Origin of the sequence: Amycolatopsis saalfeldensis (assembly GCF_900110575.1) — a bacterium.
In the GTDB taxonomy this organism is placed as follows: Bacteria; Actinomycetota; Actinomycetes; order Mycobacteriales; family Pseudonocardiaceae; genus Amycolatopsis; species Amycolatopsis saalfeldensis.
In genome coordinates, this window is record NZ_FOEF01000005.1 from 344,337 (window position 1) to 370,188 (window position 25,852).

24 protein-coding genes are annotated in these 25,852 nt (G+C 70.8%); 14 read left to right on the top strand and 10 right to left on the bottom strand.

Features of this window, described 5'->3' with window-relative positions; translation table 11 throughout:
* Positions 1-15 precede the first annotated feature (15 nt).
* The 4 genes from BMY97_RS14970 (at position 16) to BMY97_RS14985 (ending at position 2,960) form a co-directional block, all read left to right on the top strand.
* Complete coding sequence (locus tag BMY97_RS14970; protein WP_091617405.1) at positions 16-837, top strand: LLM class flavin-dependent oxidoreductase; 822 nt, start codon at positions 16-18, stop codon at positions 835-837.
* Between the two features lie 76 nt (positions 838-913).
* Positions 914-1,264, top strand: coding sequence for a transcriptional regulator (locus BMY97_RS14975; RefSeq protein WP_091617406.1), 351 nt, complete (start codon positions 914-916; stop codon positions 1,262-1,264).
* Between the two features lie 20 nt (positions 1,265-1,284).
* Entirely contained in the window at positions 1,285-2,340 is a 1,056-nt protein-coding gene (locus BMY97_RS14980) for an alcohol dehydrogenase catalytic domain-containing protein (RefSeq protein WP_177231344.1), read from the top strand.
* Entirely contained in the window at positions 2,340-2,960 is a 621-nt protein-coding gene (locus tag BMY97_RS14985) for an alpha-ketoglutarate-dependent dioxygenase AlkB family protein (RefSeq protein WP_425425274.1), read from the top strand. The genes BMY97_RS14980 and BMY97_RS14985 overlap by 1 nt, the downstream gene beginning before the upstream one ends.
* Here the strand turns inward: BMY97_RS14985 and BMY97_RS14990 are convergent.
* From BMY97_RS14990 to BMY97_RS15020, 7 genes are all read right to left on the bottom strand, one after another.
* Positions 2,929-3,525, bottom strand: a complete 597-nt coding sequence (locus tag BMY97_RS14990; RefSeq protein ID WP_091617408.1) for an ArsR/SmtB family transcription factor — start codon at positions 3,523-3,525, stop codon at positions 2,929-2,931. The two genes, BMY97_RS14985 and BMY97_RS14990, sit on opposite strands and share 32 nt — an antisense overlap.
* Positions 3,526-3,699: 174 nt before the next feature.
* A complete protein-coding gene (locus BMY97_RS45950; protein ID WP_143086199.1) occupies positions 3,700-4,245 on the bottom strand; it encodes a hypothetical protein in 546 nt (181 codons plus the stop codon).
* Positions 4,246-4,761: 516 nt separating this feature from the next.
* Complete coding sequence (locus BMY97_RS15000; protein ID WP_091617409.1) at positions 4,762-5,619, bottom strand: 5-oxoprolinase subunit C family protein; 858 nt, start codon at positions 5,617-5,619, stop codon at positions 4,762-4,764.
* A gap of 699 nt (positions 5,620-6,318) precedes the next feature.
* Complete coding sequence (locus BMY97_RS15005) at positions 6,319-6,924, bottom strand: 5-oxoprolinase subunit B family protein (RefSeq protein ID WP_091617410.1); 606 nt, start codon at positions 6,922-6,924, stop codon at positions 6,319-6,321.
* A complete protein-coding gene (locus tag BMY97_RS15010) occupies positions 6,921-7,670 on the bottom strand; it encodes a LamB/YcsF family protein (RefSeq protein WP_091617411.1) in 750 nt (249 codons plus the stop codon). The genes BMY97_RS15005 and BMY97_RS15010 overlap by 4 nt, the downstream gene beginning before the upstream one ends.
* Position 7,671: 1 nt before the next feature.
* Positions 7,672-8,466 carry a putative hydro-lyase gene (locus BMY97_RS15015; RefSeq protein WP_091617412.1) on the bottom strand — a complete coding sequence of 265 codons (795 nt, stop codon included), beginning with the start codon at positions 8,464-8,466 and terminating at the stop codon, positions 7,672-7,674.
* Complete coding sequence (locus BMY97_RS15020) at positions 8,463-9,731, bottom strand: MFS transporter (RefSeq protein WP_091617413.1); 1,269 nt, start codon at positions 9,729-9,731, stop codon at positions 8,463-8,465. Before BMY97_RS15020 ends, BMY97_RS15015 begins: the two co-directional genes overlap by 4 nt.
* Before the next feature lie 124 nt (positions 9,732-9,855).
* On the opposite strand from BMY97_RS15020, the gene BMY97_RS15025 reads away from it, so the two are divergent.
* Positions 9,856-10,542, top strand: coding sequence for a GntR family transcriptional regulator (locus BMY97_RS15025; protein ID WP_091617414.1), 687 nt, complete (start codon positions 9,856-9,858; stop codon positions 10,540-10,542).
* A gap of 343 nt (positions 10,543-10,885) precedes the next feature.
* Here BMY97_RS15025 and BMY97_RS15030 read toward each other — a convergent pair whose 3' ends face one another.
* From BMY97_RS15030 to BMY97_RS15040, 3 genes are all read right to left on the bottom strand, one after another.
* Entirely contained in the window at positions 10,886-12,244 is a 1,359-nt protein-coding gene (locus tag BMY97_RS15030) for a chitinase (protein ID WP_091617415.1), read from the bottom strand.
* Positions 12,245-12,272: 28 nt separating this feature from the next.
* Positions 12,273-13,514, bottom strand: a complete 1,242-nt coding sequence (locus BMY97_RS15035) for a glycoside hydrolase family 16 protein (RefSeq protein ID WP_091617534.1) — start codon at positions 13,512-13,514, stop codon at positions 12,273-12,275.
* Between the two features lie 279 nt (positions 13,515-13,793).
* Positions 13,794-15,032, bottom strand: coding sequence for an ROK family transcriptional regulator (locus BMY97_RS15040; protein WP_091617416.1), 1,239 nt, complete (start codon positions 15,030-15,032; stop codon positions 13,794-13,796).
* A gap of 121 nt (positions 15,033-15,153) precedes the next feature.
* Here BMY97_RS15040 and BMY97_RS15045 point away from each other — a divergent pair, with 121 nt between their 5' ends.
* The 9 genes from BMY97_RS15045 to BMY97_RS15085 all read left to right on the top strand — a co-directional run bounded on the left by BMY97_RS15045 (position 15,154) and on the right by BMY97_RS15085 (position 25,852).
* Positions 15,154-16,359, top strand: a complete 1,206-nt coding sequence (locus BMY97_RS15045) for an ROK family transcriptional regulator (protein ID WP_091617417.1) — start codon at positions 15,154-15,156, stop codon at positions 16,357-16,359.
* A gap of 224 nt (positions 16,360-16,583) precedes the next feature.
* Complete coding sequence (locus tag BMY97_RS15050) at positions 16,584-18,251, top strand: ABC transporter substrate-binding protein (protein WP_177231345.1); 1,668 nt, start codon at positions 16,584-16,586, stop codon at positions 18,249-18,251.
* Between the two features lie 3 nt (positions 18,252-18,254).
* On the top strand, positions 18,255-19,361 hold the full coding sequence (locus tag BMY97_RS15055) for an ABC transporter ATP-binding protein (RefSeq protein WP_091617419.1): 1,107 nt from the start codon (positions 18,255-18,257) through the stop codon (positions 19,359-19,361).
* Positions 19,358-20,338, top strand: coding sequence for an ABC transporter permease (locus BMY97_RS15060; protein WP_091617420.1), 981 nt, complete (start codon positions 19,358-19,360; stop codon positions 20,336-20,338). Before BMY97_RS15055 ends, BMY97_RS15060 begins: the two co-directional genes overlap by 4 nt.
* Complete coding sequence (locus BMY97_RS15065) at positions 20,339-21,331, top strand: ABC transporter permease (RefSeq protein ID WP_091617421.1); 993 nt, start codon at positions 20,339-20,341, stop codon at positions 21,329-21,331. It begins immediately after the preceding gene.
* Positions 21,328-22,353 carry an ABC transporter ATP-binding protein gene (locus tag BMY97_RS15070; protein ID WP_091617422.1) on the top strand — a complete coding sequence of 342 codons (1,026 nt, stop codon included), beginning with the start codon at positions 21,328-21,330 and terminating at the stop codon, positions 22,351-22,353. Before BMY97_RS15065 ends, BMY97_RS15070 begins: the two co-directional genes overlap by 4 nt.
* 19 nt (positions 22,354-22,372) lie before the next feature.
* Positions 22,373-23,779, top strand: a complete 1,407-nt coding sequence (locus BMY97_RS15075; RefSeq protein WP_091617423.1) for a GH1 family beta-glucosidase — start codon at positions 22,373-22,375, stop codon at positions 23,777-23,779.
* A 240-nt stretch (positions 23,780-24,019) separates the two neighbouring features.
* On the top strand, positions 24,020-24,742 hold the full coding sequence (locus BMY97_RS15080) for a DUF2306 domain-containing protein (RefSeq protein WP_091617424.1): 723 nt from the start codon (positions 24,020-24,022) through the stop codon (positions 24,740-24,742).
* Positions 24,743-24,952: 210 nt separating this feature from the next.
* Positions 24,953-25,852, top strand: a complete 900-nt coding sequence (locus BMY97_RS15085) for a TIGR03619 family F420-dependent LLM class oxidoreductase (protein ID WP_091617425.1) — start codon at positions 24,953-24,955, stop codon at positions 25,850-25,852.

Consider the following 25,852-nt stretch of genomic DNA (forward strand, 5'->3'; position numbering starts at 1 on the left):
CCGAGGATGACGTCCATGACCACCAAGCCGTTCCGCTTCGGCATCGTCTCCGGGTTCGCCCCCGACCTGGCCGCCTGGACCGCCCAGGCCCGCCGGTTCGAGGAGCTGGGCCTCGACACGATGCTCGCCACCGACCCCGTCGGCGACCTCGACCCGCTCACGCTCGTGCCGGCCGCCGCGGCCGTGACCAGCGAGCTCACCCTCGGCACATTCGTGCTGGCCGAACCGTTCCGCGACCACCGGCAGCTCGCCTGGGCGGTGCGCACGCTGCACCAGAGCACCGGCGGCCGGTTCGAGCTCGGCCTCGGCGTCGGCCGTCCCGACGCCGGCGTGCGCGCCCAAGCCTTGGGTCGCGCGTTCGGCTCGCCGGGCGAACGGATCGCGCGGCTGGCCGACACTGTCGCATTCCTGAAGGAGACCCCGGACCGGCCGCGCCTGCTGCTGGCCGGCAGCGGGCCGAAGATGCTCGCGCTCGCCGCCCGCGAGGCGGACGTCGTCACCCTCTCCTGGATGCCCCGGACCACCGAGGCCGAGGCTGACTCCATTGTGGACAGATTCCGCGAACTCGCGGGCAACCGACTGTCGGACATCGAACTGTCCATGAACTTGATGGCCATCGGGGACCGGCCGGCGCCGCACGTCGCGCGCTTCGCCGGGGTGGACGTGCCCGAGCTGGTCGCGGGTGGCGCGGTCACGGTCCTGCCGGAAAACGTGGCTGCGGCTGGGGAAACCCTTCTCCGCTGGCGCGAACGGTGGGGGATTTCCTACGTCACGGTCAATTCCGGCTATGCGGAACCCTTCGCCGCGATCGCCCGATCGCTGCGCGCACCCGGGTGAGAGCCCTTCCGATCAAGCCCGGACCCGGCCTACGCTCCTGTGTTTTCGAGGCGACTTGGTTCGGAGCGTGTTAACCATGACCGGTCAGCGGACACCGACAGTCGACCGGGGGGAACAAGCGGAGCGGGAGCTCGGGCGGCTGCTCGAAGTGGGACCGTTCGCCGAAGCCTTGCGGGCGGCCATCCGGGCCCGCGGCCTCGGCCTGGAGCGCATCAGATATCGCCTGCGGGGCCGGGGGACCTCGCTGAGCCTGGCGACGCTGAGCCACTGGCAGTCCGGCCGCTGCCGCCCGGAGCGACCGGAATCGTTGCAGGCGCTCAGATATCTGGAGGAAATCCTCCGCGTACCGGACGGTTCGCTGCGGAGACTGCTGGGCCCGCCGCGCTCCCGCGGCCAGTACCACCAGCCGGCACCGCCGCTCGGCTGAGCTCACTTACGATCGGGCGCATGCGTGCCGTGGTGATCGAGGAGTTCGGGCTGCTGCCCCGGGTGGTCGAGGTGCCGGACCCGGTCGCGCCGCCGGGTGGCGTGGTCGTCGCGGTGGACGCGACCGGCGTCTGCCGCAGCGATTGGCACACCTGGCAGGGGCACGACCCGGACGTCTCGCTGCCGCACGTCGCCGGGCACGAGCTGGCCGGTCGGATCGAGGCGGTCGGTGAAGGGGTGCGGGGCTGGGCGGTCGGCGCGCGCGTGACCGTCCCGTTCGTGTGCGCCTGCGGCGTCTGCGCCCAGTGCGCCCGCGGCGACCAGCAGATCTGTGACGACCAGTTCCAGCCCGGCGCGACGCACTGGGGCTCGTTCGCCGAACTGGTCGCCATCGAGCACGCGCAGGCGAACCTGGTGGCGTTGCCGGACGGCCTGTCCGCAGTGGAGGCGGCGGCGCTCGGCTGCCGCTTCGGGACGGCGTTCCGCGCGGTGGTGCGCCAGGGCGGCGTGCGCGCCGGGCAGTGGGTGGCGGTCTACGGCTGCGGCGGCGTCGGCATCTCCGCGGTGCTGCTCGCCGCGGCCGCGGGCGCGAAGGTCGTCGCCGTGGACGTCTCGCCGCACGCTCGCGCGCTGGCCGAGCGGTCCGGCGCCGTGCTCAGCGTCGACGCCGGCGCGTTCGACGGGCCGGAAGCGGTGGCCGCGCACGTCCGTTCCCTGACCGACGGCGGCGCGCACGTTTCGCTCGATTGTCTTGGCTCGCCGCAGACGTGCGCCGCGTCCGTCGGCAGCCTGCGCAAACGCGGCCGTCACGTGCAGGCGGGGCTGATGCCGCCGGGCCAGGGCGTCGCGCCGATCCCGATGCACCGCGTGATCGGCGGGGAGCTGGAGATCGTCGGGATCCACGGGCTGCCGGCGTACGAGTACCCGGAGCTGCTGAGCGTCGTCGAGACCTCGGGCATCAACCTCGCGGCGCTCGTCGGAAAGCGGATCGGGCTGGACGACGTGCCCGCCGCGCTCGAGGCGATGAACGACCCGGTGCCGGCGCAGGCGGGCGTCACCGTGGTCGAATTTCCTTGATGGAGCTGCTGCCCCGCCCCCGGCGGGAGGTCGCGCCCGGGGCGGTTCACGTGCCGGACTGGCTGAATCCCGAAGCGCAACGCGAGCTGGTCGAGTCCTGCCGCGGCTGGCGCGGCTACCGCGCGACGCGCCTGCCCGGCGGCGGCGTGATGTCGGTGCGGACGGTCTGCCTCGGCTGGCATTGGAGGCCGTACCGGTACACGCGCACGGTCGACGACGGCTCGCCCGTGCTGCCGTTCCCGGGCTGGCTGGCCGACCTCGGCCGTCGCGCGCTGGCGGAGGCGTACGGCGCTGCTGCCGACTATCGCCCGGACGTCGCGCTGGTGAACTTCTACGACGCCGCCGCCAAGATGGGCCAGCACCAGGACAAGGACGAGCGCGCGCTGGACCCGGTCGTGTCGCTCAGCCTCGGCGACACGTGCGTATTCCGCTTCGGCAACACGGAGAACCGCAACCGGCCCTACACGGACGTCGAACTGCGCTCCGGCGACCTGTTCGTCTTCGGCGGCCCTTCGCGGCTGGCGTACCACGGCGTGCCGAAGACGTTGCCCGGCACGGCGGAGCCGGAGCTGGGGCTGAAGGGGCGGCTCAACCTGACGTTGCGGGTTTCGGGGTTGTGAGTTCTTCCTCGGGCAGGACGACGAGCCGGATGGCCATCTCGCGGGCGTCGGGGCTGTCGGAGTTGTGGTACTTCCACAGCAGCGCCCGGTAATCCTCGACGAAGCTTTTGACCTGCTCTTTCGTCAGGGTGAGCCCGCTGCGGTAGATCTGGTTCCAGCCCTCGGCTTCGTCGTAACCGGCGTATGCGCGCACGACGAGGTTCAGGTCGTGGCTCATCTTCAGCACGCCGATCTGCATCGCGGCCTCGCGCTCGTCGGGGCTCATCGGGATGCCGGGCGGGGTGTAGATGTCGGTCATCAGCGACCGCCACCACCGCTCCCGCCCCGCCGACCGCTCGACGACCTCCGTGATCAGCCGGAGCTCCGCCAGCTTGCGGAGGTGGTAACTCGTCGTCCCGGTGCTCTCGCCGAGCGCCTGCGCGACGCTCGTCGAGTTGGCCTCCCCGTGTTTGCCCAGGTAGGTGAGGATGTCGCGGCGCACGGGGTTGGTGAGGGCCTTCTGCAACGCCTTGAGGTCAGCGCCGGTGAGGACGCGCTGTTCCGGTGGCTCCGGTTGTTCCGCCATGGGGGTGAGGGTACTGCAGAGAAGTGCTGCAGAGAAAGTTTGCAGAAAGTCTCTGCAGTTGGCTATGGTGGGGCGGTGACGAAGGGGGACGTTATGGAGCAGGCGATGGAGGACGGGCGTGGAGCTGGTGGCGCTGAGGGCGCTCGGCTTCGGCGGGGCGGGGACTCCGCGGGTTCAGTGGGTTCGGCGGACGCCGGTGGGTTTGCCGCAGGGGCGGCGGGGCGCGCCGGTGAGACTGGGGTTGCGGGCGAGGCGGCTGGGCCGAGGGAAGGTTCCGGTGAGGCTGGGGTTGAGGTTGCGCGAGATGGGCGGGCGGCCGGTCGTGCTGGTGAGGCTGGGGTTGTGCCGGGTGCGTGGCAGGTGGGTCGTGTGGGTGAGGCCGGGGTTGCGCGAGGTGCGGGGCGGGCTGGTCGTGCTAGTGAGGTCGAGGTTGCGCGGGATGCTCGGTGGGCTGGTCGTGCCCGCGAGGGCGGGGCTGCGCGTAGCGCGGGTCACGAGGGTGAGGCCGCGGCTGTCCGAGGTGGGCGGCGGGTGGGTCACGAGGGTGAGGGTGGGGCCCGGCGAGGTGCCCGGTGGGCTGGTCGCGTGGATGAGGCCGGGGGTGCGCGGGGTGTGCGGCGGGTGGGTTACGAGGGTGAGGGTGGGGCCCGGCGAGGTGCCCGGTGGGCTGGTCGTGTGGGTGAGGCCGGGGTTGTGCGGGGTGTGCGGCGGGCGGGGCACGAGCGCGAGGGCGGGGCTGTCCGAGGTGCCCGTTGGCCTGGTTGGGTTCGTAAGGCTGAAGTTGCATGGCGCGCCTGTCGGGCGGGCCGCGCACGTCGGGCCGGGGTGGCGCGAGGTGGGGTGTTCGCCCGGTGGATGCGGCGCGTCGGAGTCGGGTGGGTGGTGGGGGTCGCCGGGGTGGCGATGGTGCCGTGGCTGGGGGTCCTGGCAGCGACGTTGCCCGACACTTACCCCGCGCAGCATTGGCGGTTCGCGTGGGTCGGGCTGGACGTGCTCGAGATGTCCGGATTGTTGGCCACCGCGTGGCTTCTTCGCCGTCGGGACCACCGCGCGGCGCTTGCGTCGGCCGGGACTGGGGTGTTGCTGATGGCCGATGCGTGGTTCGACGTCACCACTGCTGGGCCGGACGTCGGGGAGTCGCTGCTGATGGCCGTGGGGTTCGAGTTGCCGTTGGGGGCCCTGTGCGTGATCACGGCGCTGCGGGTCGCCGGACGTTCGGCGCGATCCCCGCTGGTCTCAAGCGAGGGTGAAACGCAGCCGTTGACCCGGTCTGAGCTGGGCGGCGATGTCCAGGTCGGGCTCCTCGACGACGGCCGGGACGGGATAGCCGCCCGTCACGGGATGGTCGGCCAGGAACAGGATCGGCACGCCCGACGGGGGGACCTGCAGGGCACCCGGCACGCAGGCCTCCGGGGCCAGTTCGCCGGCGCGGGCGCGGGTGAGGGCGGTCCCGGCGAGGCGGATGCCGATGCGGTCCAGCTCGGCCGTCACCGTGTACGGCGTACTGACCAATGTGGACAGTGCGGCCGACGTGAACCAGTCCAGCCGGGGGCCCGGGGTGACGCGGAGCGTGGGCTCGTCGGGCAGACGGCCGCGCGGCGCCAGGTCGACGGCGGGCGGCGGGCCGGCGACATCGCCGATGGGCAGCGTCATCCCGGGCGTCAGCACCGCCGGGCCGAGCCGGCCCATGGTGTCGGTGGAGCGCGCGCCCAGCACCGGCCGGACGTCGAAGCCGCCGCGCACCGCCACGTAACAGCGCAGGCCGCGGTCGGCTGTGCCCAGCGTCAGCTCCTCGCCGGGGCGTAACGCGATCGGCGCGTTCGGCGCGGCCGCCCGCCGTCCCGCGCGCACGGGCACCTCCGCCCCGGTGACGGCGACGGTCGTGTGTTCGGAAACTCGCAGCCGCAACCCACCCAACGTCACCTCCAGCGCCGCATGCCCCTCAGGATTCCCGACGAGCCGGTTCGCCAACCGCAGCGAGCCCCGGTCCGCAGCGCCCGCCCGCCCGACGCCGACCGCCGCCAGCCCCGGACGGCCGAGGTCCTGGATGGTCGCGAAGGGGCCGGTGGTGAGGATTTCGGCTTTGCCGCTCATGTAGGGGTTCCGTGGGCTGGGTCGGGTTGCCGGGTACCGGTTGCCGCCGGTTCTGGGTGGGTGACGATCTCCGCTTTGCCGCTCATGACAGGGCTCCGTGGGCTGGGTTGGGCTGCCCGGTGCCGATCGGCGCTGGGTGGGTGGTTGCGAAGGGGCCTGTCGCGACCATCGGCGCGAGGGTGGGGTGAACGGCGGCTTGGTCGGCTCCCCAGATAGCGGGCATCGATCGACCGCCTGCCGTCGCCGGCAGGTTCCGGCCGCCGGGGCTCGGGCGGACGTCAGCCGCCGACGGGCTCACGACGGCAGCCGTCGCTGGCGGCGCCACGAAGACGGCGGTCCCTGGCGGCGCCACCAGGGCGGTGGTGGGCGGTACCGCGACGGCGGTGGTGGTGGGTGGTGTCGCGACGGCGGTGGTGGTGGGTGGTGTCGCGACGGCGGCGGTCGCTGGCGGTGCCGCGATGGCAGTGGTTGTGACAGGCCCCGTGACGACGGCGGTCGCTGGCGGTGCCACGACGGCAGCGGTCGTGACAGGCCCCGCGACGACGGTGGTCGTGGGTGGTGCCACGACGGCGGCGATCGTGACAGGCCCCGCGACGGCAGCAGCCGCGGGCAGCGCCGCGAGGGCGGCGGTCGTGACAGGCCCCGCGACGGCAGCGGCCACGGACGGCCTCGCGGCCACAGCCGTCGCGGGTGGTGGCATCACTGGAGCACCTCGAACCGCACCCGTGTCCCCGGTACCAGCAGGTTCGGTTGACCCCGGTCGGTGTCCCAGACCGGGGTCATCGTGTGGCCCAGCAGGTGCCAGCCGCCCGGGGAGGGGTGGGGGTAGACGGCTGTGTAGGCGCCCGCGATGGCGATCGCGCCGGAGGGGACGCGGGTGCGCGGGGTTGGGCGGCGCGGCAGGTGCAGGGCCGGGTCCAGGCCCGTCAGGTAGGCGAAACCCGGGGCGAAACCACAAAAAGCCGCGACGTACGTGACTGACGAGTGCCGCTGTACGACCTCCGCAGCCGTCAGCGAAGACGCGGCCGCCACCAAGTTCAAATCACTGCCGTCGTAACGCACGGGCAGTGTCACAGTGGCGGGAGAAGCAACCGAAGAGTCCACAGAGGACACAGAGCGCAACGACGAGGCCAGCGTGTCCCAGGAAGTCGCCGAAGGGTCGTAGCGGACCAGCAGGGTTTGCGCCGCCGGGACCAGTTCCACCACGCCCACCAGTGGCGAGAGTTCCAGCGCGGCCTGGAAACCCAGCACGTCCGACGTCTCCACCAGCGCCGCGGAACCGCCGTACCGCAGAACCTCCGTCATGCGAACGGCGCCAGCGTCACGCCCGCGGCCTCCAGCGACTCCCGGATCCGCCGCGCCAGCTCCACCGCGCCGGGCGTGTCCCCGTGCACGCACAGGGAATCCGCGCGCATCGTGAGCTTTCCGCCGGACGCGTCGAGCACCTCGCCCGTCGTCGCCATCGTGACGGCGCGCGAGGCGACGGCCGCCGCGTCGTGCAGGACCGCGCCCGGTTCCTTGCGTGACACCAGGCGTCCTGAAGGCGTGTACGCGCGGTCGGCGAAAGCCTCCGCGTGGCCGGTTAAGCCCGCTGCCACGGCCGCGTGCAGCATCGCCGAGTCCGGTGGGCACAGCAGCGCCAGGTCCGAGCCGTAGCGGCGTACGCCCTCGACGAGCGCCGCCGCCTGCTCCGCGTCCACCGCCGCCGTGTTGTACAGCGCGCCGTGCGCCTTCACGTAGCGGACGCGGCTTCCGGCCGCGCGCGCGAACGCGTCGAGCGCGCCGATCTGGTACAGCACGTCGTCGGCCAGGTCCTCCGGCGCGATGTCGAGCGCGCGCCGCCCGAAGCCGGCCAGGTCGCGGTAGCCGACGTGCGCGCCGATCGTCACGCCCCGCTCGGCCGCGCGCTCGCACACCCGCCGCATCACGCCCGGGTCGCCCGCGTGGAAGCCGCACGCGACGTTCGCGCTGGTCACGATGTCGAGCATGGCTTCGTCGTCGCCCATTTTCCAGGCGCCGAAGCCCTCGCCGAGGTCGCTGTTGAGATCCATGTCAGTCCACCCGGTAGTCGCTGTCGAGCTTGTCCGTCACGAGCATGTACCCCGGCGCGTGCGTGATGGCGAACGGTGGCCGCGAAGCCATCAGCGCCGCCTGCGGGGTGACGCCGCAGGCCCAGAACACCGGCACGTCACCGGGTTCCGGCAAGGCGTACTCACCGAAGTCCGGCCGCTGCAGGTCCGTGATGCCCAGCTTCGCCGGATCCCCCACGTGCACCGGCGCGCCGTGCACCTCGGGCATCGCGGCGGTGAGCCGCACCGCGTCCGCCACGCGCGCGGCCGGGATCTGCCGCATCGACACCACCATCGGCCCGTGCAGCCGCCCCGCGGGTTCGCACGGCCGGTTCGTCACGTACATCGCGACGTTGCGGCCCTGGTCCACGTGCCGCAGCGGCACGCCCCCGGCGCGCAGCGCCGTTTCGAACGTGAAGCTGCAGCCGATCGAGAACGCCACCATGTCGCTGCGCCACAACCCGGTCGCGTCCGTCACCTCGCCGGTGAGCACGCCGTTGTGCCAGATCCGGTAACGCGGCAGGTCGGTGCGCAGGTCCGCGCCGGGCGCGAGCCGGGTGGCCGGGTCGCCGGGCGCGCTGACGTCGAGCACCGGGCAGGCCTGCGGGTTGCGGACGCAGAACAGCCGCACGTCCTCGGCCCAGTCCTGCGGGACGGCGATCAGGTTCGTCTGCGTGTACCCGGCCGCCCAGCCGGTGGTCGGCCGCTCGGTGCCGGCGCGGAACAACGCGCGGGCAGCGGACGGCGCGAGCGTCGCCGGGTTCTCGAACGTGGTCATGATCCCTCCTGCGCCACAACGCTTTCCGGCAGCTCGGTGCCGCGCGTCTCGGGCAGCCCGAGCAGCGCGAGCGCCGCGATGACGTAGCCGACGGCGCCGAGCGCGATCGCGCCGCCCGCGCCCATGAACCCGACCACGGCCGGGAACGCCGCCCCCACCGCGCGGCCGAAGTTGTACGTGAAGCCCTGTCCGGTGGCGCGCAGCTCGCTCGGGTACAGCTCCGCGAGGTAGGCGCCGAAGCCGCTGAAGATCGCCGATGTCGAGAAGCCGAGCGGGAAGCTGATCAGCAGCATCAGCCCGTTCGCGCCGTAGGGCAGCTGCACGAACAGCAGGATCAGCGCCGCCGAAAGCACCGAGAAGAGCAGGAAGGTTTTCTTGCGCCCCAACAGGTCCGCGAGGTAGCCACCGCAGACGTAGCCGACGAACGCACCCGGGATGAGCAGCGCGAAGTACCCACCGGTGCCGACCACGGACAGGCCGCGGCTGACCTTCAGGTAGTTCGGCATCCAGGTGAACAGCGTGTAGTAGCCGCCCTGGACGCCGGTCGCGAGCAGCGCGGCGAACAGCGTGGTGCGCAGCAGACCGGGCCGGAAGATCCCCGCGAGAGAGCCGCGGACGGGTGCTTTCTTCCGTCGTTCCGTGACCGCCGGCGCGTCCTCGACGCTGCGCCGCACCCACAGCACGAGCAGTGCCGGGATGACGCCGACCCAGAACAGCACCCGCCACGCGACGGCCTCGTCGAGCACGCTGAACAGCACCGTGTAGACGATCACCAGCAGGCCCCAGCCGACGGCCCACGCGCTCTGCACGAACGCGACGGTGCGGCCGCGATAGCGGGCCTGGCAGTACTCCGCGACCAGCGCGGCGCCCACCGCCCACTCGCCGCCGAAGCCGAGGCCCTGCAGGCCGCGCAGGACCAGCAGCGTCTCGAAGTTCGGCGCGAAGCCGCAGAGCACGGTGAAGATCGTGTACATCGCGATGGTCAGCTGCAGCGTGCGGACGCGGCCGATCCGGTCGGCCAGCACGCCGGCGCCGATGCCGCCGATCGCGGACACCACCAGCGTGGTCGTGCCAAGCAGGCCGGCCTCACCCGAGGAGATGCCGAAGTACGCGGTGATGGCGGCCAGCCCGAACGGCAGGGTCTGGTAGTCGAAGGAATCGAGCCCGTAGCCGCCGAACGCGCCGGCGAAGGCCCGTTTTCCCTTGTGGCCAAGGGAATGGAACCAGTCGAACGGCCGGGTGGCGGAGCTGGCTGTCACGTTCATGGGGTACCTCGCAGGGGGAGCACTCATCGTGGCACGGGTCACATGGCCACCACCGTACGGATCGTTCAACAATCCCACAAGACTCCGATTGCATTGTTCTCATCGCGCTGGCTAGGCTGGGTCCGTGGTCAACGAGGACGCCCCCTTGGGCCTGGAAGCCGACCGCGGCCTGCTCAGCCGCACGAGCACCGCGGAGCGCGTCGCGGGAGTGCTGCGCACCCGCATCGCCGAGGGCTATTTCCTGCCCGGCGGCCGGCTTTCCGAGCAGGACATCGGCAACGCGCTGGGCGTCTCCCGCAACACGCTGCGCGAGGCGTTCCGCCTGCTGACCCACGAGCGGCTGCTCACCCACGAGCTGAACCGCGGGGTGTTCGTGCGCGTGCCGACGGTCGAGGACGTGCGTGACATCTACCGCGTGCGCAAGATCGTCGAATGCGCCGCGGTCCGCGGGATCACGGTCAAGCCCGGTTCGTACGCCAAGATCGCGGGCACCGTGGCGGACGGCGATCTCGCCGCGAAGCACGGCCGCTGGCAGGACCTCGGCACGGCCAACATCCGGTTCCACCGCGAGCTGGTGGCGCTCACCGGCAGCGAGCGCGTCGCCGAGCTGATGCAGGGCCTGGCCGCCGAGCTGCGGCTGGTCTTCCACGTGATGGCCGACCCGCGCCGGTTCCACGAGCGCTACCTGCCGCGCAACCACGAGATCCTGGTGCCGCTGGGCGCCGGGGACGGGGCGCGCACGGCGGAGCTGCTGGACCAGTACCTCACCGACGCCGAGGCTCAGCTGGTGGAGGCGTACGCGGAACGCTGAGTTCCAGCGGCGTCGCGCAGTTGCTTCACCTGGCGAAACTCCGCACGGATGGGCATTCGCCGGTGTCCGATCGGGTCGTCCGGCGCCCGGGTGCCTGCCGCGGGCGGGTGGGGCTGGCTACCGTCGGCGGCAGGTCGCGTGATTCGAAGCCGTCCCGGGCCCTGGGCCCCCAGCCGGGGCGCGGGACTTCGAAGCGCCGGATCGGCGCTGGTCGCCCCAGGCCGGTCCGGCGCCACGCGACCAGGGAGATGGTGGAGGGCAGCGGCGGACCGTGAGCCAGGGGGGTGTACACGGTCCGCCGTCTGCGTTCTCGATGCTATCCATTAAGGACAGTGCCAGGCCTTCAGCCCGCGTACGAGGCGAAAGCCCTGGTGTAGTCCCAAGCCTGCTGGGACACACCGGAACAGCTGTCCGCCGGGCCGCCGGTGCAGGGCCGGTCCCGGTTGGCGGACCAGAAGGTCAGGCGCGCCAGGTGGTGGGAGTTCGCGTAACCCAGGATGGTGCCGAAGTCCGCCACGGTGACGATCTCGTTCTGGTCCGTGACCCCGTTCATGGACGAGATGCCCATGTGCCGGTACGCGGTGTCGTCGCTGTAGCCGTAGGCGTTCTTGACGACCGTCTTCAGCCCCTCCGCCGCCCGCGTGGTCAGCGTGCCCATGTTCTGGCCGGCGCCGCCGAAGTCGAACGGCATGATCACCCAGCCGTCCACGGTCAGGCCGGACGAAGCGGCGCGGTTGACCAGGCTCGAGTCCGGGCCGTTGGTCCCGGTGCCGAACGTGACGTAGATCTTGATGCCGGAGTTGTTGGCCCGGATGGTTTTCAGCGCGTCGACGGTGCGCTGCTGCACGGTCGGGTTGCTGTAGGCGTCGGCCTCGATGTCGATGTCGATCGCCTTCAGGCCGTACGCGCTGATCACCTTCTGGTACGCCCCGGCCAGCTCACCCGCGCTGCCGCAGGACGACTCCAGCTTGTTGCCGCTGTAGCCGCCGAACGACGGGATGATGTCGCCGCCCCCGGCGCGCACGGTGTTGACCGTGCCCTGGTCCACCCCGCCGGTCAACGCTCGCGCGCCGTCCCACTGCGGGTTGCAGTAACCGTTGGACAGCACGAAGGCGAGCGTGAACCACTTGACGCCGGTCGCGTTCGTGATCGTGGACGGGGTGGGCGGGCTGCCCCAGCCGTTGTAGAGGTACGGGGCGACGGCCATGGCGCCGGACGACGGGGGCGGGGTCGTGCCGCCGCCGGGCGCGGTCCATTTCTGGTTGGCGCCGCCGCCGCAGGTCCAGATCTGCAGGCGGGTGCCGTTGGCGGAGCTGTTTCCGGTGGCGTCCAAGCATTTGTTGGCCGCGGGGTTGACGATGTCGTGGGCGGCGGTGACGACCCATTGCTGGGCGCCGGTGCCGTTGCAGTCGTAGAGCTGGACGGGTGCACCGTCCGCTGTGGACGCTGCGGTCACGTCCATGCACTTGCCGAGCGCGCGGATCGTGCCGTCGCTGCCGACGTTCCACTGTTGCGCGGCGTTGCCGTTGCAGTCGGTGATCTGGATCGGGGTGCCGTTGGCGCTGTTGGCTCCGGCGACGTCGACGCACTTGCCGCCGATGCCGGTGATCGTGCCGGTGGCCGCCTGCGCGCTGGCCGGGACCAGGGTGACGACGGTCGCGGCCAGCAGGCCGCCGATCGCCGCGAGGGCTCTTCGTCTCATCGGATTCTCCTAGGCAGGCAGAGCGGGATCAGGGTGCGGTCCACTTCTGGTTGGCGCCGCCGCCGCAGGTCCAGATCTGCAGGCGGGTGCCGTTGGCGGAGCTGTTTCCGGTGGCGTCCAAGCATTTGTTGGCGGCCGGGTTGACGATGTCGTGGGCGGCGGTGACGACCCATTGCTGGGCGCCGGTGCCGTTGCAGTCGTAGAGCTGGACCGGCGCACCGTCCGCTGTGGACGCTGAGGTCACGTCCATGCACTTGCCCAGCGCGCGCAGGGTGCCGTCGCTGCTGACGGTCCAGCTCTGGGCCGCGTTGCCGTTGCAGTCGGTGATCTGGATGGGCGTGCCGTTCGCGCTGTTGGCTCCGGCGACGTCGACGCACTTGCCGCCGATGCCGGTGATCGTGCCGGTGCGCCCGGTCGGCGGAGTGCCGCCACCGCTGTCGGTGGTCACGTGGACGTAGTCGACGACCAGCTGCTGCGGGAACTGCGTGTTGCCGTCCGGGTCACCGGGCCAGTAGCCGCCGACCGCGAGGTTCATGATGACGAAGAAGTTGTGGTCGTAGACCCAGCGGTTGCCGTTCAGATCGGCGGGGGTGCGGGTCTGGTAGGCGTTGCCGTCGACCGACCAGACGATCTTGTTCGGCGACCAGTCCACGGCGTAGGTGTGGAAGTCGTCGGAGAAGTTCGGGCCGTTGTACGCGGCGCCGATGCCGTTCGCGCCGGAGTAGCCGGGGCCGTGGATGGTGCCGTGCACGGTGTTCGGCTCGAAGCCGACGTTCTCCATCACGTCGATCTCGCCGTCGGTCGGCCAGTTCCCGCCGCCGAGCATCCAGAACGCCGGCCACATGCCCTGTCCGCGCGGCAGCTTCATGCGGGTCTCGAAGTGGCCGTAGGCCTGGCTGAACTTGCCGGAGGTGTTGAGCCGCGCGGAGGTGTACTCGCAGCGGCCGTACCAGCAGTTGTAGTTGCCGGGGTTCTCCTTCTTGGCGGTGATGACCAGGTGGCCCTGGCCGTCGAGCGCGGCGTTGTTCGTGCCGGAGGTGTAGTACTCCCGCTCGTGGTTGTTGACGTTGTCGCCGGTTTCGTAGTTCCACTTCGAGGGGTCCGCGGGGCTGCCGGCCGGGCCGTTGAAGTCGTCGGTGAAGCTGGCCGCGGCCGACGCTTCGGGCGGGGCGATGGCGGCGGGCGCCACTTGGCCCGCGAGGGTCAGCAGGGCGGCGGCCGCGAAGAGACCGGCCCAGCGGGTGCGTCTCAGTGAGCGCGAGAAGGACATCATTGTCACCTCGGTCTGCGGAGGGACCACGCTTTCACGCGCGCAGCACGAAAACGCGGTGGGGCGGAGGAGAGATGGTGTGGTGCGCGGCCGGGCGCTTCGTGTCCACTCGGGGTGGACCGCAGGCGGGCGGCCGGTGGGGACCAACCAAGGGCTTACTTTGTTGTGGCGGCCAACAAAGTAAGAGAAGTATGCATGGTCCGTACCACTTGCGGCAATGCTCCGCTGCACGAAAATCTTTAACTCGAATTAAGGCCGGGGAGTTACCCCCGGTCGTGGTCAGGCGACGCCGGTCCGGTCCGCGGACCTGGCCCGCAGCCGCGGGTCCGCGCCCTGCTCCAGCAGATCGGCGACCGGCAGGGTGGCGGCGCCGGTGGCCACCGCGTCCAGGCCGAGCTGGGCCAGCCGGATCGTGGTCTGGCCGAACGGGTGGCGCAGCGCGTGGGCGGCCGCGGTCGAGCGGACCAGCGGCAGCAGGTCCTCGCCCAGCGCCAGCCCCACCCAGCCGCCGACGACGATGCGCTCCGGGTTGAACAGATTGATCAGGTTGGCGATGCCGGCGCCGAGGTAGCCGGCCGTCTCCTCGATCACCTTCTGCGCCGTCTTCGACTTCGGCACCGCGGCCAGCAGCGCGGCCAGCTGATCCTGCTCGTTCTCGCCGGAGGCGGGCTTGCCGCGCGCCCGGCGGTACCGCTCCAGGATCGCCTCCGCGCCGATGTACGCCTCGAGGCAGCCGTGCGAGCCGCAGCGGCAGGCCTGCCCGCCGTAGACGATGGTGGTGTGGCCCCATTCGCCGGCACTGCTGGTGGAACCGCGGTAGGTGGCGCCGTCCGCGATCACGGCGGCGCCGACGCCGGAGCCGATGAGGACTATCACCGCGTGCCGTGCCCCGCGGCCGGCGCCGAACCACATCTCCGCTTGGCCTTGGGTCTTGGCGCCGTTGTCGATGAACAGCGGCAGGCCGATGCCCGCCGCGCGCAGCTCCTCGCCCAGCGCCACGGCGTCCCAGCCGATGGTCGGGGCGTGCACGAGCACCCGTTCGCCCTGCTCGACGGTGCCCGGCACGCCGACGCCGACGCCCAGCACCGCGCTCTCGTCGACCTCCGCGGTCGCGATCACCTCGCGCAGTCCCGACACCACGGCGGCCACCACGGCTCCCGGTTCGGTGCGCGCCGGCGACAGCTCGTGTTCCACCAGCGCCAGCCGCTGCATCGCGAGGTCGAACAGCTCCACTCGGACGCCCGTCTCGCCGATGTCGACGCCCGCGACATGCCCGTACGCCGGGTCCACGCGCAGCAGCACCCGCGGCCGCCCGCCGTCGGATTCCACCAGCCCGGCCTCGGTGATCAGCCGTTCCTCGCCCAGCTCCGCGGTCACATTGCTGACCGTGGCGGCCGACAGGCCGGTGAGCCGGCTCAGCTCGTGTCGCGAAAGCGGGCCGTCGAAGTACAGTTTCGACAGCAGCAGGGAACGGTTGTGCCGCCGCAGATCGCGGACGGTGGTGCGCTTGCTAACCATGTATGCCCATCCGGCCCTTGAAGTGTCCCGACACCAGAATGCCTGATCACCGTAAGTTGTTGCCATGTATTAACTAGTGAACTAAGTCCCGAACGTTTGGTCGTCTGGCAGAATCCCCTGGGTGACGAGGGTGTTGCGGCAGACGACCCGGGACCTGAGGCGGCGCAACCGGGCGGTGCTCCTGTCCTCGCTCTACCTGCGGGGGCCGGTGAGCAGGCTGGAGCTGGTCGCGGAGTCCGGGCTCAGCCCGGCGACCGTGACGAACGTGGTGGCCGAGCTGATCGGCGACGGGGTGGTGGCGGAGGCGGGCTCGGTGGAGTCCGACGGCGGCCGTCCTCGCACGCTGCTGCGGGTGCGGCCCGAATACGGCCAGGTCGTGGGCGTGGACGTCGGCGAGACGCACGTGCGCGTGGGCCTGTTCGACTGCGCGCTCGAGACGCTCGCGACGGTGCAGCACCCGCTGGGCGGCACGAGCCTGGACCCGGTCGAGGTCGTGGAGCTCGTGCGCACCGGGGTGGCCGAGGTGCTGGCCGACAGCGGGGCGGACGCGTCGGGGGTGTTCGGCGTCGGCGTCGGGGTGCCCGGCGCGGTGCGTGAAGGCGGCATCGTGCACGCGCCGACGCTCGGCTGGGACGGCGTCGGATTCGCCGATCTGCTGCGTGCCCACCTGCAGTTCGCCGCCGCACCGCTGCACCTGGACAACCGGGCCCGCACGCTGGGGCAGGCCGAGATGTGGCGTGGCGCCGGCCGGGGTTCGGAACGCGCGGTGATCGCGTTGCTCGGGGTGGGCGTCGGCGCGGCCTTCGTCACCGGCGGCGGCTCGTTCCCCGGGATCACCACCAGCGAATGGGGGCACACCGTGGTCCAGGCAGCGGGCGCGGCCTGCCGCTGCGGCTCGCGCGGCTGCCTGGAGGCGTACGTCGGCATGGAGGCGGTGGTGCGCCGTTACGGCGAAATGCCCGGTGCGGAACCGGTGCTCGGCGTCGAGAGCGAGGCCCGGCTCGCCGAGGTCGTCGCCCGCGCCGGGGTGCCGGGACCGGCCGCCGAAACCCTCGCGGAAACCGGCGAGTACCTGGGCATCGGCATTGCCAACCTGATCAACCTGCTGGCCCCGGACCGGGTGGTGCTGGCCGGCTCGGCCGGGGCGGTGATGGGCCCCGCGATCCTCGCGCACGTGCGTGACGCCGCCTCCCGGCACGCGCTCGGCTACCTCGCCGAGAGCACCTTGGTGGAGCTCGGCCAGCTCGGGCCGGAGGCGGTGGCCCTCGGCGCCGCTACCCTGCCGGTCGCGGCACTGCTGACCTCGGGCGGCCGTTCAGCCGGCTGAAATTCCTTGCCGGGCAAGGGGTTCGACAGCCGGCCACCGAGTGTGACCCTTTCTTTCAGTACTTAAACTTAGGTACAAAATGTTACCGCCGTGTTATTGACGTGACCCGAGTCACCCGGGTTGACTCCTCCTGTCGTGCGGCCGGTCCGAGCCCTGGAGTCAGTTGATGGCGGGGGCGGGGGCGAGGCCCGCAGCAGGACCCGTTTCCGGACCTAGGAGGACGAATGCGAGTCAAGCGCTCCATCGTCGCAGCGCTCGCCGCCGTGGTGGCGACAATAATGCTCGCCGCCTGCGGTGGCGGCTCGGCGAACGCCGGGGGCGGCAACGCCGCGGCCGTGTTGAACGTCGGCATGCCGAACGGCCCGCAGGCCGAGAACAACAACCCGTTCCTGGAGACCTCGGCGGCCGCCTCGCTGGGCTACCGGTATGTGATCTACGAGCCCCTGGTGATGCTCAACCGGGTCAAGCCGCAGGATCCCGGCAAGCCCTGGCTGGCCACCAAATGGGACTGGTCGGACAACTACAAGAAATTGGTCCTGACCATCCGCGACGGGGTGAAGTTCTCCGACGGCACGCCGATGACCGCCGAGGACGTGGCGTACACCTTCCAGCTGCTGCGCGACAACAAGGCGCTGAACATCGACTCGGTCCCCTACAAGGACATCACGCCCAGCGGGAACCAGGTCACGCTGGCGTTCGACAGCTCGCAGTTCGTCAACCAGGTCAAGATCCTGCAGACCATCGTGGTGCCCAAGCACATCTGGTCCACGATCAAGGACCCGACCACCGACACGGTGAAGAACCCGGTGGGCACCGGCCCGTACACGCTGAAGTCGTTCACGCCGCAGACCATCACGGTCTCGCAGCGCACCGGCTACTGGCAGGAAGCGCCGAAGGTCAAGGAGATCCGCTACACCTCCTACAACGACAACAACGCGCAGGTATCGGCGCTGACCAGTGGTGCGGCCGAATGGAGCTTCGTCTTCATCCCGAACTACAAGACGGTCTACGTGAACAAGGACCCGCAGCACTACAAGCTGTGGTTCCCGGCCCAGCTCGCCGTGCACGGCCTGTGGTTCAACACCGAGAAGGCGCCGTGGAACAACGCCACGCTGCGCCAGGCCATCAACAAGGTGATCAACCGCGACGACATCTTCAACCAGGGCGAGGCCGGCTACTTCTACCCGAAGAACGACCAGGCCACCGGCATCCCGTCGCCGGCGGGCGACCCGTTCATCGCGCCGCAGTACAAGGGCCAGACCGTGAAGGTCGACGTGGCGGCCGCCAAGGCGCAGCTCACCGGCGCGGGCTTCAAGCTCAACGGCAACCAGCTCGTGGACCCGGCCGGCAAGCCGGTCACCCTCAAGCTGTCGGTGCCGTCGGGCTGGTCGGACTACATCACCGACCTGGAGATCATCAAGGACAACCTGGCGCAGATCGGCATCACCGCCACGGTCGACAAGATGAACCAGGACGCGTGGACGAAGTCGGTCGACACCGGTGACTTCGAGGGCGTGCTGCACTGGACCAACGACGGTGCGACGCCGTACGACATGTACCGCGACGTGATGGACGGCAACCGCTACAAGCCGACCGGCCAGGGCGGCATCAACGGCAACTACGGCCGGTACAAGAACGACGCCGCGACCGCCGCGCTGCAGACCTACGCCAACGCCGCCGACGACGCGAGCCGCGCCACGGCGATGGCCACGCTGCAGCAGATCATGATCAGCGAGCAGCCGATGATCCCGCTGATGGCGGCCAACTCCGGTGGCGAGTACAGCACCCGCAACTGGACCGGCTGGCCGGACGAGAACAACCAGTACGGCCCCGCGCAGCCGACCCTGCGCAACGCACTGGACATCGTCCTGCACCTGAAGCCCGCGGCCTGACCTATGGCGGAAGAGAACACCGTCGCCACGGAACAAGCTGTGGCCGACCGGGAAGCCGCCCCCGCTACGGCGGGGGCGGCCGCCCCGGACGACGTGGTGCTCGAGGCGTCCGGGCTGACCAAGCACTTCGCCGTCCGCAAGCGCGGCCGGGACCTGCTCACCGGCACCAAGCGCAGCGTGCGGGCGGTCGACGACGTCGACCTGGTCCTGCGCCGCGGCCGGGTGACCGCGCTGGTCGGCGAGTCGGGCTCGGGCAAGTCGACCGTCGCGCGGCTGCTGGCGCAGCTCTACCCCCGCACCGGCGGTGACATCCGGTTGCACGGGAAGTCGGTGACTGTCAAGGGCGGCAAGGCTTTCCGGGCGTACTGCCGGCAGGTCCAGATGATCTTCCAGGACCCGTTCGCGTCGCTGAACCCGGTGCACACCGTGCGCTACCACCTGACCCGCGCGCTGAAGATCCACGATCGCGCGGGCGAGGACGTCGAACAGGCTCTGCACGACCTCCTCACGCGGGTGCAGCTGACCCCGCCGGAGCGTTATGTCGACAAGTTCCCGCACGAGCTGTCCGGTGGCCAGCGGCAGCGCGTCGCGATCGCGCGGGCGCTCGGCGCGGACCCGGAGGCGCTGCTGGCCGACGAGCCGGTGTCCATGTTGGACGTTTCGATCCGGCTCGGCGTGCTGAACCTGTTGCGGGACCTCAAGGAACGGCTGCACCTGGCGATCCTCTACATCACCCACGACATCGCCTCGGCGCGTTACTTCGCCGACGACACGTTGGTGATGTACGCGGGCCGCATGGTCGAGGGCGGGGACAGCGAGACCGTCACGCAGTCGCCCGCCCACCCGTACACGCGGCTGCTCATCGAATCCGCGCCCGACCCGGACCGGCTGGACCCGGGCACCGGCAAGGAACCCGGCGAGGTGCCGGAGGAGAAGGGCGCCGGCGAGCCGCCGAGCCTGATCGCGCCGCCGTCCGGCTGCCGGTTCCACCCGCGTTGCCCGGCCGCTATGCAACGGTGCGAGACGGACCTGCCGCCGCGCTTCGAGGTGGACGACAGCCCCGGCCACTGGGCCGCGTGCTGGCTGTACGACTCGGCGGTGACGCCGTGAGGTACCTGCTCCAGCGGCTCGGCTTCTACGTGTTCACCGCGTGGGCCGCCGTCACGATCAACTTCTTCATCCCGCGGCTGATCCCCGGTGACCCGGTGCAGTCGCTGATCACGAAGAACCAGGGCAACCTGAGCGCGGACGCGATCCAGTCGTTGTATGTCCTTTTCGGACTGGACAAGAACGAAAGCCTGATCACCCAGTACTTCCACTACTGGGCGCAGCTGTTCCGCGGCGACCTCGGGCTGTCGTTCACCTTCTTCCCGACGCCGGTCACGTCGGTGATCGGCGACAGTCTGCCGTGGACGATCATCCTGGTCGGCATCACCACGGTGGTCGGCTTCCTGATCGGCACCTCGCTCGGCGTGGTGGCGGGCTGGAAGCGCGGGTCCTGGGTGGACGGCCTGCTGCCGGTCACCACGTTCCTGTCCTCGGTGCCGTACTTCTGGCTCGGCCTGATCGCGATCACCCTGCTGGCCGGCCCGGGCAGCTTCTTCCCGTCGTCCGGCGGTTACGACCCGGGGCTGGTGCCCGGCTGGGACGGCACGTTCATCGGCAGCGCGGTCCAGCACAGCCTGCTGCCCGCGCTGACCATCCTGATCAGCTCGATGGGCAGCTGGATCCTCGGCATGCGCAACATGATGGTGACGGTCGCTTCGGAGGACTACATCACCGTCGCGCACGCCAAGGGCCTCAAGGAACGCCGGGTGATGGTGAGTTACGCGGCGCGCAACGCGCTGCTGCCGAGCGTCTCCGGTTTCGCGCTGGCGCTGGGTTTCATCGTCGGCGGCACGCTGCTGGTGGAGATCGTGTTCTCCTACCCCGGCGTCGGCTACGAGCTGTTCCAGGCGGTCGGCTCGCAGGACTACCCGCTGATGCAGGGCATCTTCCTGATCATCACGCTGTCCGTGCTGGTGGCGAACCTGCTCGCCGACGTCGCGTACCTCGTGCTCGACCCGCGCACCCGGAAGGAGGGCTGAATGGCACTCCCCGCAGCCGACTTCAAGGCCGTCGCGCCGCTGCCGGCCGAGGCGATCGCCGGGCCCGCCGCGAAACGCCGCCGGTTCCGGTTCCTCACCGGCGGCAAGACGCTCACCGGCCTGATCGTCCTGGCCTTTTTCGTGGTGATCGCGATCATCGGGCCGTGGATCGCGCCGTTCGACCCGTCGGCGCGCAGCAACGACCTGCTCGAATCGCCGTCCGGCAAGCACTGGTTCGGCACCACGCACCTCGGCCAGGACATCTTCAGCCAGGTGATCGTCGGCACCCGCAGCGTGATGCTGGTGGGGCTGACCGCCGGGATCGTGGCGACGATCCTGGCCGTGCTCGTCGGCGTCACCTCGGGGTACCTCGGCGGGAGCGCGGGCGAGGGGCTTTCCGCGCTGTCCAACGTGTTCCTGGTGATCCCGGCGCTGCCGCTGATCATCATCATCGGCACGGCGCTGCCCAGCGGCGGCGACTACCTGGTGGCCGTCATCATCGGCTTCACCTCGTGGGCGTGGGGCGCGCGGATCCTGCGGGCGCAGACGCTTTCCTTGCGCAGAAGGGAATACGTCGAGGCGGCGCGCGCGAGCGGCGAGTCGACGTGGCGGATCATCTTCTTCGAGATCCTGCCCAACCTGACCGCGGTGATCGCTTCGAGCTTCGTCGGCACGGTGGTGTTCGCGGTGATGTCGGAGATCACGCTGGCGTTTGTCGGCGTCTCCAGCTTCTCGGAGTGGAACTGGGGCACGATCCTGTTCTGGGCGCAGAGCCAGCAGGCGCTGGCGCAGGGCGCCTGGTGGTGGTTCGTGCCGGCCGGGCTGGCGATCGCGATCCTCGGCACCGCGCTCTCACTGCTCAACTTCGGCATCGACGAGTTCGTCAGCCCGCGGCTGCGCTCGGGCGGCAAGACCAAGGCGAAAAACGCGGCGGGCAAGACGGTGCGCCTGCGCGTCGGCTTCACGCCGGTGCTCGGCCGGGAGAAACCATGAACGAACCCGTACTGGAGATCAAGGGCCTCGACGTCGACTACGGCGTGGGCGCCGAAGCCGTGCACGCCGTGCAGGACGTGCACCTGACGCTGCACCGCGGCGAGGTGCTCGGGCTGGCCGGGGAGAGCGGCAGCGGGAAGTCCACTTTGGCCTACGGCCTGACCCGGCTGCTGCCGCCGCCCGGCGTGATCCGCGGCGGCGAGGTGATCTACCACCCCGACGACGGCGAGCCGTACGACGTCTTGCAGCTCACGCCCAAGCAGCTGCGCGACTTCCGCTGGGCGGAGACGTCGATCGTGTTCCAGGGCGCGATGAACTCGCTCAACCCGGTGCACAAGGTCTCGACGCAGCTGATGGACGTGATCAAGGCGCACGACCCGCGCAGCACGCGGGCGTCGCGGCTGGCGCGGGCGCGTGAGCTGCTGCGCCTGGTGGGCATCGCGGCCGACCGCCTCGACGCGTACCCGCACCAGCTCTCCGGCGGCATGCGCCAGCGCGTGATGATCGCGATGGCGCTGGCGCTGGAGCCGCGGGTGGTCATCATGGACGAGCCCACCACGGCGCTCGACGTGGTGATGCAGCGGCAGATCCTCGCGCAGCTGGTGGAACTGCGGGAGCGGCTGGGCTTCTCGGTCCTGTTCATCACGCACGACCTCTCACTGCTGGTGGAGTTCTCGGACCGGATCGCGATCATGTACGGCGGGCGGATCGTGGAGCAGGCCCGCGGCGTGGACCTCTACCGCGACGCGCTGCACCCGTACAGCGACGGCCTGCTGCACTCGTTCCCCGCCCTGCGCGGCCCGCGCCGCGAGCTGACCGGCATCCCCGGTTCGCCGCCCGACCAGCGGTCGCTGCCGCTGGGCTGCGCGTTCGCGCCGCGGTGCCCGCACGCGTTCGAGCCGTGCGCCGGCCACGTGCCGGTGCTGGGCGCGCCCGCCGACCGGGACGACACCACGCGGACCGTCGCGTGCTGGCTGCACCCGGCCGAGGACGACGCCACCGCCACGTTGTCGCTGTCGTAGTCGTAGAGAAGGAGAACCGTTGACCGAGACCACCGACGCTGCGACCCGTGAGCAGCAGGCGTTGATCGACTCGCTGCCCCAGGACTTCCGGTGGGGGGTGGCGACCGCGGCGTACCAGATCGAGGGCGCGGTGGCCGAGGACGGCCGCACACCGTCCATTTGGGACACTTTCTGCCGGGTGCCGTCGGCCATCGACAACAACGACAACGGCGACGTCGCGTGCGACCACTACCACCGGATGCCCGAGGACGTCGGGCTGATCAAGGAACTCGGCGCCGACACGTACCGGTTCTCCGTGGCGTGGCCGCGGATCCAGCCCGGCGGCAAGGGCCCGGTCAACGAGGCCGGGATGGCGTTCTACGACCGGCTCGTCGACGAGCTGCTGGAGAAGGACCTCGCCCCGTGGCTCACGCTGTACCACTGGGACCTGCCGCAGGAGCTGGAGGACGCGGGCGGCTGGCCTTCGCGTGACACCGCGTACCGCTTCGCCGACTACTCGATGCTGGTCTTCGACCGCCTGTCCGACCGCGTCAAGCATTGGACCACGCTGAACGAGCCGTGGTGCTCCGCGATGCACGGTTACGTGCACGGGGTGATGGCGCCGGGCCACCGTGACTTCGGCGCCGGCGTGCGGGCCGTCCACCACCTGCTGCTCGGCCACGGACTGGCGACGCAGCGGATGCGCGCGGCGGCGCCCGAGGGCACGCAGTTCGGCATCACGCTGAACATGGGCACGTCCGACGCGGCGTCGGACAGCCTCGCGGATCGCGAAGCGGCCCGCAACGCCGACGGCATGGGCGTGCGGATCTACCTGGACCCGCTGGTGCACGGCCGTTACCCGTCCGACGTGCTCTCCGATATCGCGGTGCGCGGCGCCGCCCTGCCGATCGAGGACGGCGACCTTTCGGTGATCTCGACGCCGCTGGACTTCCTCGGCGTGAACTACTACTTCGGCCAGCAGTACTCCGGCGTCGACGAGCAGGGCAGCGCCGTCGGCGAGGACGGCTTCCCGGCGCAGCGCCCGATCCCGTTCGGCGAGCCGACCACGGCCATGGGCTGGGAGATCCTGCCGGGCAAGTTCACCGAGCTGCTCACCCGCATCGGCCGCGACTACCCTGGTCTGCCCATTTTCATCACGGAAAACGGCTCCGCCTTCGACGACGAGCCGGACGAGTCCGGTTTCGTGGCCGATGAGGGCCGCACCGCCTACCTGGCCTCGCACCTGGCCGCGGTCGCCGCGGCTCGCCAGCAGGGCGCCGACATCCGCGGGTACTTCGCCTGGTCACTGCTGGACAACTTCGAATGGGCGTACGGGTACGCGAAGCGCTTCGGCCTCGTACGCGTGGATTACGAGACGCAGCAACGCACGATCAAACAGAGCGGCTACTACTACCGCGACACGGTCCGCCGAGTCCGCGGCTCCTGACCCTCGGGGGAGGTGGGTGGAGAAGGGCGTCCTTCGGGGCGCCCTTTTTCACTGTTCCGGAGGCAGGCGGCCGCACCCGGACGGTCCGCGTCAACCCGGTCGCCCAAGATCCACCCGTCCGAGGGTAAGGCTTTCCCCACCCCCGGAACGCAGGCGCGCACCATGGTTGGCCACCCCTATCGGCCCCTAACGTCGTCACGGTCAGGAGCAACCACCTGGGGCAGAGGGAGCGTGGCGAGCATGACGGCGGGGACAGACCTACGACCACCGCGAGTGGAGCCGGCTCGGGCGACGGAGCCGAGGCGGCCGTGGTGGCGACGCCCGTGGGTCGGGCCGTTGGGGCTGGTCGTGGTCGCCTTCCTGGCCTACTCGCTGCCGCCGTATCTGGCGTTCGACCCGGCGCAGTCGCGGGTTCCGGCGCCGGAGGGGTTCGCCGCGCACTACTGGTTCCTGGTGGCGCACGTGTTGTTCGGGTCGATCGCGATGATCGGCGCGCTGGTGCAGGTGTGGCCGTGGGTCCGGCGCCGGTTCCCGCAGGTGCACCGCTATGCCGGGCGGGCGTACGTGTTCGCCGGGGTGCTCCCGTCCGGGCTGATGGCGCTGACCATCGGCGCGGACAGCCCCTTCGGCCCCGCCACCCGGGCCAGCGACGTGATGCTCGCGGTGCTCTGGCTCGGCGTCACCTGGGCCGGCTGGCGCGCCGCCCGCGAACGCCGCTTCGGCGACCACCGCCGGTGGATGGTGCGCAGCTTCGCGCTGACGATGTCCATCATCCTGAACCGGCTCATCTCGCCGATCGCCGTCCTCGTGCTGGAGCCGCAGATCGGCTCCACCTTCGGCGGCAGCGAGGTCGCGTTCATGCAGTCGGTGGCCGCGATCGCGGCCTGGGTGAGCTGGACGGTCGCGCTGATCGGGGCCCAGCTTTGGCTGGACCGCAAGCCGAAGAAGCTCAGCGCGCGCTGAACCCCGCAGGTCCACCAGCCGGTACGGGCTGCCGTCGTCATCCGCGACGGCGAGGCGGGCTATCTCCGACGACGGAACCCGTGGTACTCCGGGCCCCTGCCGAGGTGGGGTTCGGGCACGCTTCGCCGGGACGGATGGCCGTCCCGGCGGCCGGGTCATAGCTTCGAGGTGACATCCGCAGCAAGCTCGCCGGAGAAGGAAACGACTTTCATGAAAATCGGTTTCAGCATTCCGCAGTACGCCAGGCTGGCCTCGGACGCCGGGCAGACCGCCCGGTTCGCCCGCGAACTCGAGGCGGCGGGCGCGGACAGCCTGTGGGTCGGCGACCGGCTGTTCGCGGCCGTGGACCCGCGGGTCGGCTACGGCGGGATGATGGACACCATCCCCGAGGAGTTCAACTCCGCGCTCGACCCGTTCACCCTGCTCGGCGTCGCCGCCGGGGCCACCGAGCGGGTGCGGCTCGGCACCCACGTGCTGGTCGCCACCTGGTATCCGCCGGTCGTGCTCGCGCGGGCGCTGACCACGGTCGACGTGGTCAGCGGCGGGCGGCTGCTGCCCGGCCTCGGCGTCGGCTGGTCGCCCGAGGAGTACGAATCCGTGGGGCTGGAGTTCCGGCAGCGCGGCAAGCGGCTGGACGAGACGCTGGACGCGCTCGAGGCCATCTGGACCACCGACCCGGCCGAGTACCAGGGCAAGCTGGTCACCGTGCCCCGCCACCACGCGAACCTCAAGCCGGTCCAGCGGCCCCGGCCGCCGATCTACCTCGGGGCGTTCTCCGAGGCCGGGCTCCAGCGGGTCGGCCGTCGCGCCGACGGCTGGCTGCCGATCCTGATGCCGGGGCAGCCCGACATCGACGGGCTCCGCGGCCAGCGGGCGATCGTCGAGAAAGCCGCGGTCGAGGCCGGTCGCGACCCGAAGGCGATCGAGGCGATCGTCCGGGTCAACCCCGCGAAGGGCGACGCCCCGCAGACGATCGTCGACGACATCAAGCGCGTCGCCGAAGAACTCGGCTTCGAGCACTTCTTCATCGAGCAGATGTACACCGACGACACCGTGGACCAGGCCATCACCTCGGCCAAGGCACTGCTCGACCTCCTCGGCGAGCGCTGA

Bases quoted from the DNA above. Each gene is read 5' to 3' on its own strand.
- BMY97_RS14970 (WP_091617405.1), top strand. From the start codon at position 16: ATGACCACCAAGCCGTTCCGCTTCGGCATCGTCTCCGGGTTCGCCCCC.
- BMY97_RS14975 (WP_091617406.1), top strand. From the start codon at position 914: ATGACCGGTCAGCGGACACCGACAGTCGACCGGGGGGAACAAGCGGAG.
- BMY97_RS14980 (WP_177231344.1), top strand. From the start codon at position 1,285: ATGCGTGCCGTGGTGATCGAGGAGTTCGGGCTGCTGCCCCGGGTGGTC.
- BMY97_RS14985 (WP_425425274.1), top strand. From the start codon at position 2,340: ATGGAGCTGCTGCCCCGCCCCCGGCGGGAGGTCGCGCCCGGGGCGGTT.
- BMY97_RS14990 (WP_091617408.1), bottom strand. From the start codon at position 3,525: ATGGCGGAACAACCGGAGCCACCGGAACAGCGCGTCCTCACCGGCGCT.
- BMY97_RS15000 (WP_091617409.1), bottom strand. From the start codon at position 5,619: ATGAGCGGCAAAGCCGAAATCCTCACCACCGGCCCCTTCGCGACCATC.
- BMY97_RS15005 (WP_091617410.1), bottom strand. From the start codon at position 6,924: ATGACGGAGGTTCTGCGGTACGGCGGTTCCGCGGCGCTGGTGGAGACG.
- BMY97_RS15010 (WP_091617411.1), bottom strand. From the start codon at position 7,670: ATGGATCTCAACAGCGACCTCGGCGAGGGCTTCGGCGCCTGGAAAATG.
- BMY97_RS15015 (WP_091617412.1), bottom strand. From the start codon at position 8,466: ATGACCACGTTCGAGAACCCGGCGACGCTCGCGCCGTCCGCTGCCCGC.
- BMY97_RS15020 (WP_091617413.1), bottom strand. From the start codon at position 9,731: ATGAACGTGACAGCCAGCTCCGCCACCCGGCCGTTCGACTGGTTCCAT.
- BMY97_RS15030 (WP_091617415.1), bottom strand. From the start codon at position 12,244: ATGAGACGAAGAGCCCTCGCGGCGATCGGCGGCCTGCTGGCCGCGACC.
- BMY97_RS15035 (WP_091617534.1), bottom strand. From the start codon at position 13,514: ATGTCCTTCTCGCGCTCACTGAGACGCACCCGCTGGGCCGGTCTCTTC.
- BMY97_RS15040 (WP_091617416.1), bottom strand. From the start codon at position 15,032: ATGGTTAGCAAGCGCACCACCGTCCGCGATCTGCGGCGGCACAACCGT.
- BMY97_RS15050 (WP_177231345.1), top strand. From the start codon at position 16,584: ATGCGAGTCAAGCGCTCCATCGTCGCAGCGCTCGCCGCCGTGGTGGCG.
- BMY97_RS15055 (WP_091617419.1), top strand. From the start codon at position 18,255: ATGGCGGAAGAGAACACCGTCGCCACGGAACAAGCTGTGGCCGACCGG.
- BMY97_RS15065 (WP_091617421.1), top strand. From the start codon at position 20,339: ATGGCACTCCCCGCAGCCGACTTCAAGGCCGTCGCGCCGCTGCCGGCC.
- BMY97_RS15070 (WP_091617422.1), top strand. From the start codon at position 21,328: ATGAACGAACCCGTACTGGAGATCAAGGGCCTCGACGTCGACTACGGC.
- BMY97_RS15080 (WP_091617424.1), top strand. From the start codon at position 24,020: ATGACGGCGGGGACAGACCTACGACCACCGCGAGTGGAGCCGGCTCGG.
- BMY97_RS15085 (WP_091617425.1), top strand. From the start codon at position 24,953: ATGAAAATCGGTTTCAGCATTCCGCAGTACGCCAGGCTGGCCTCGGAC.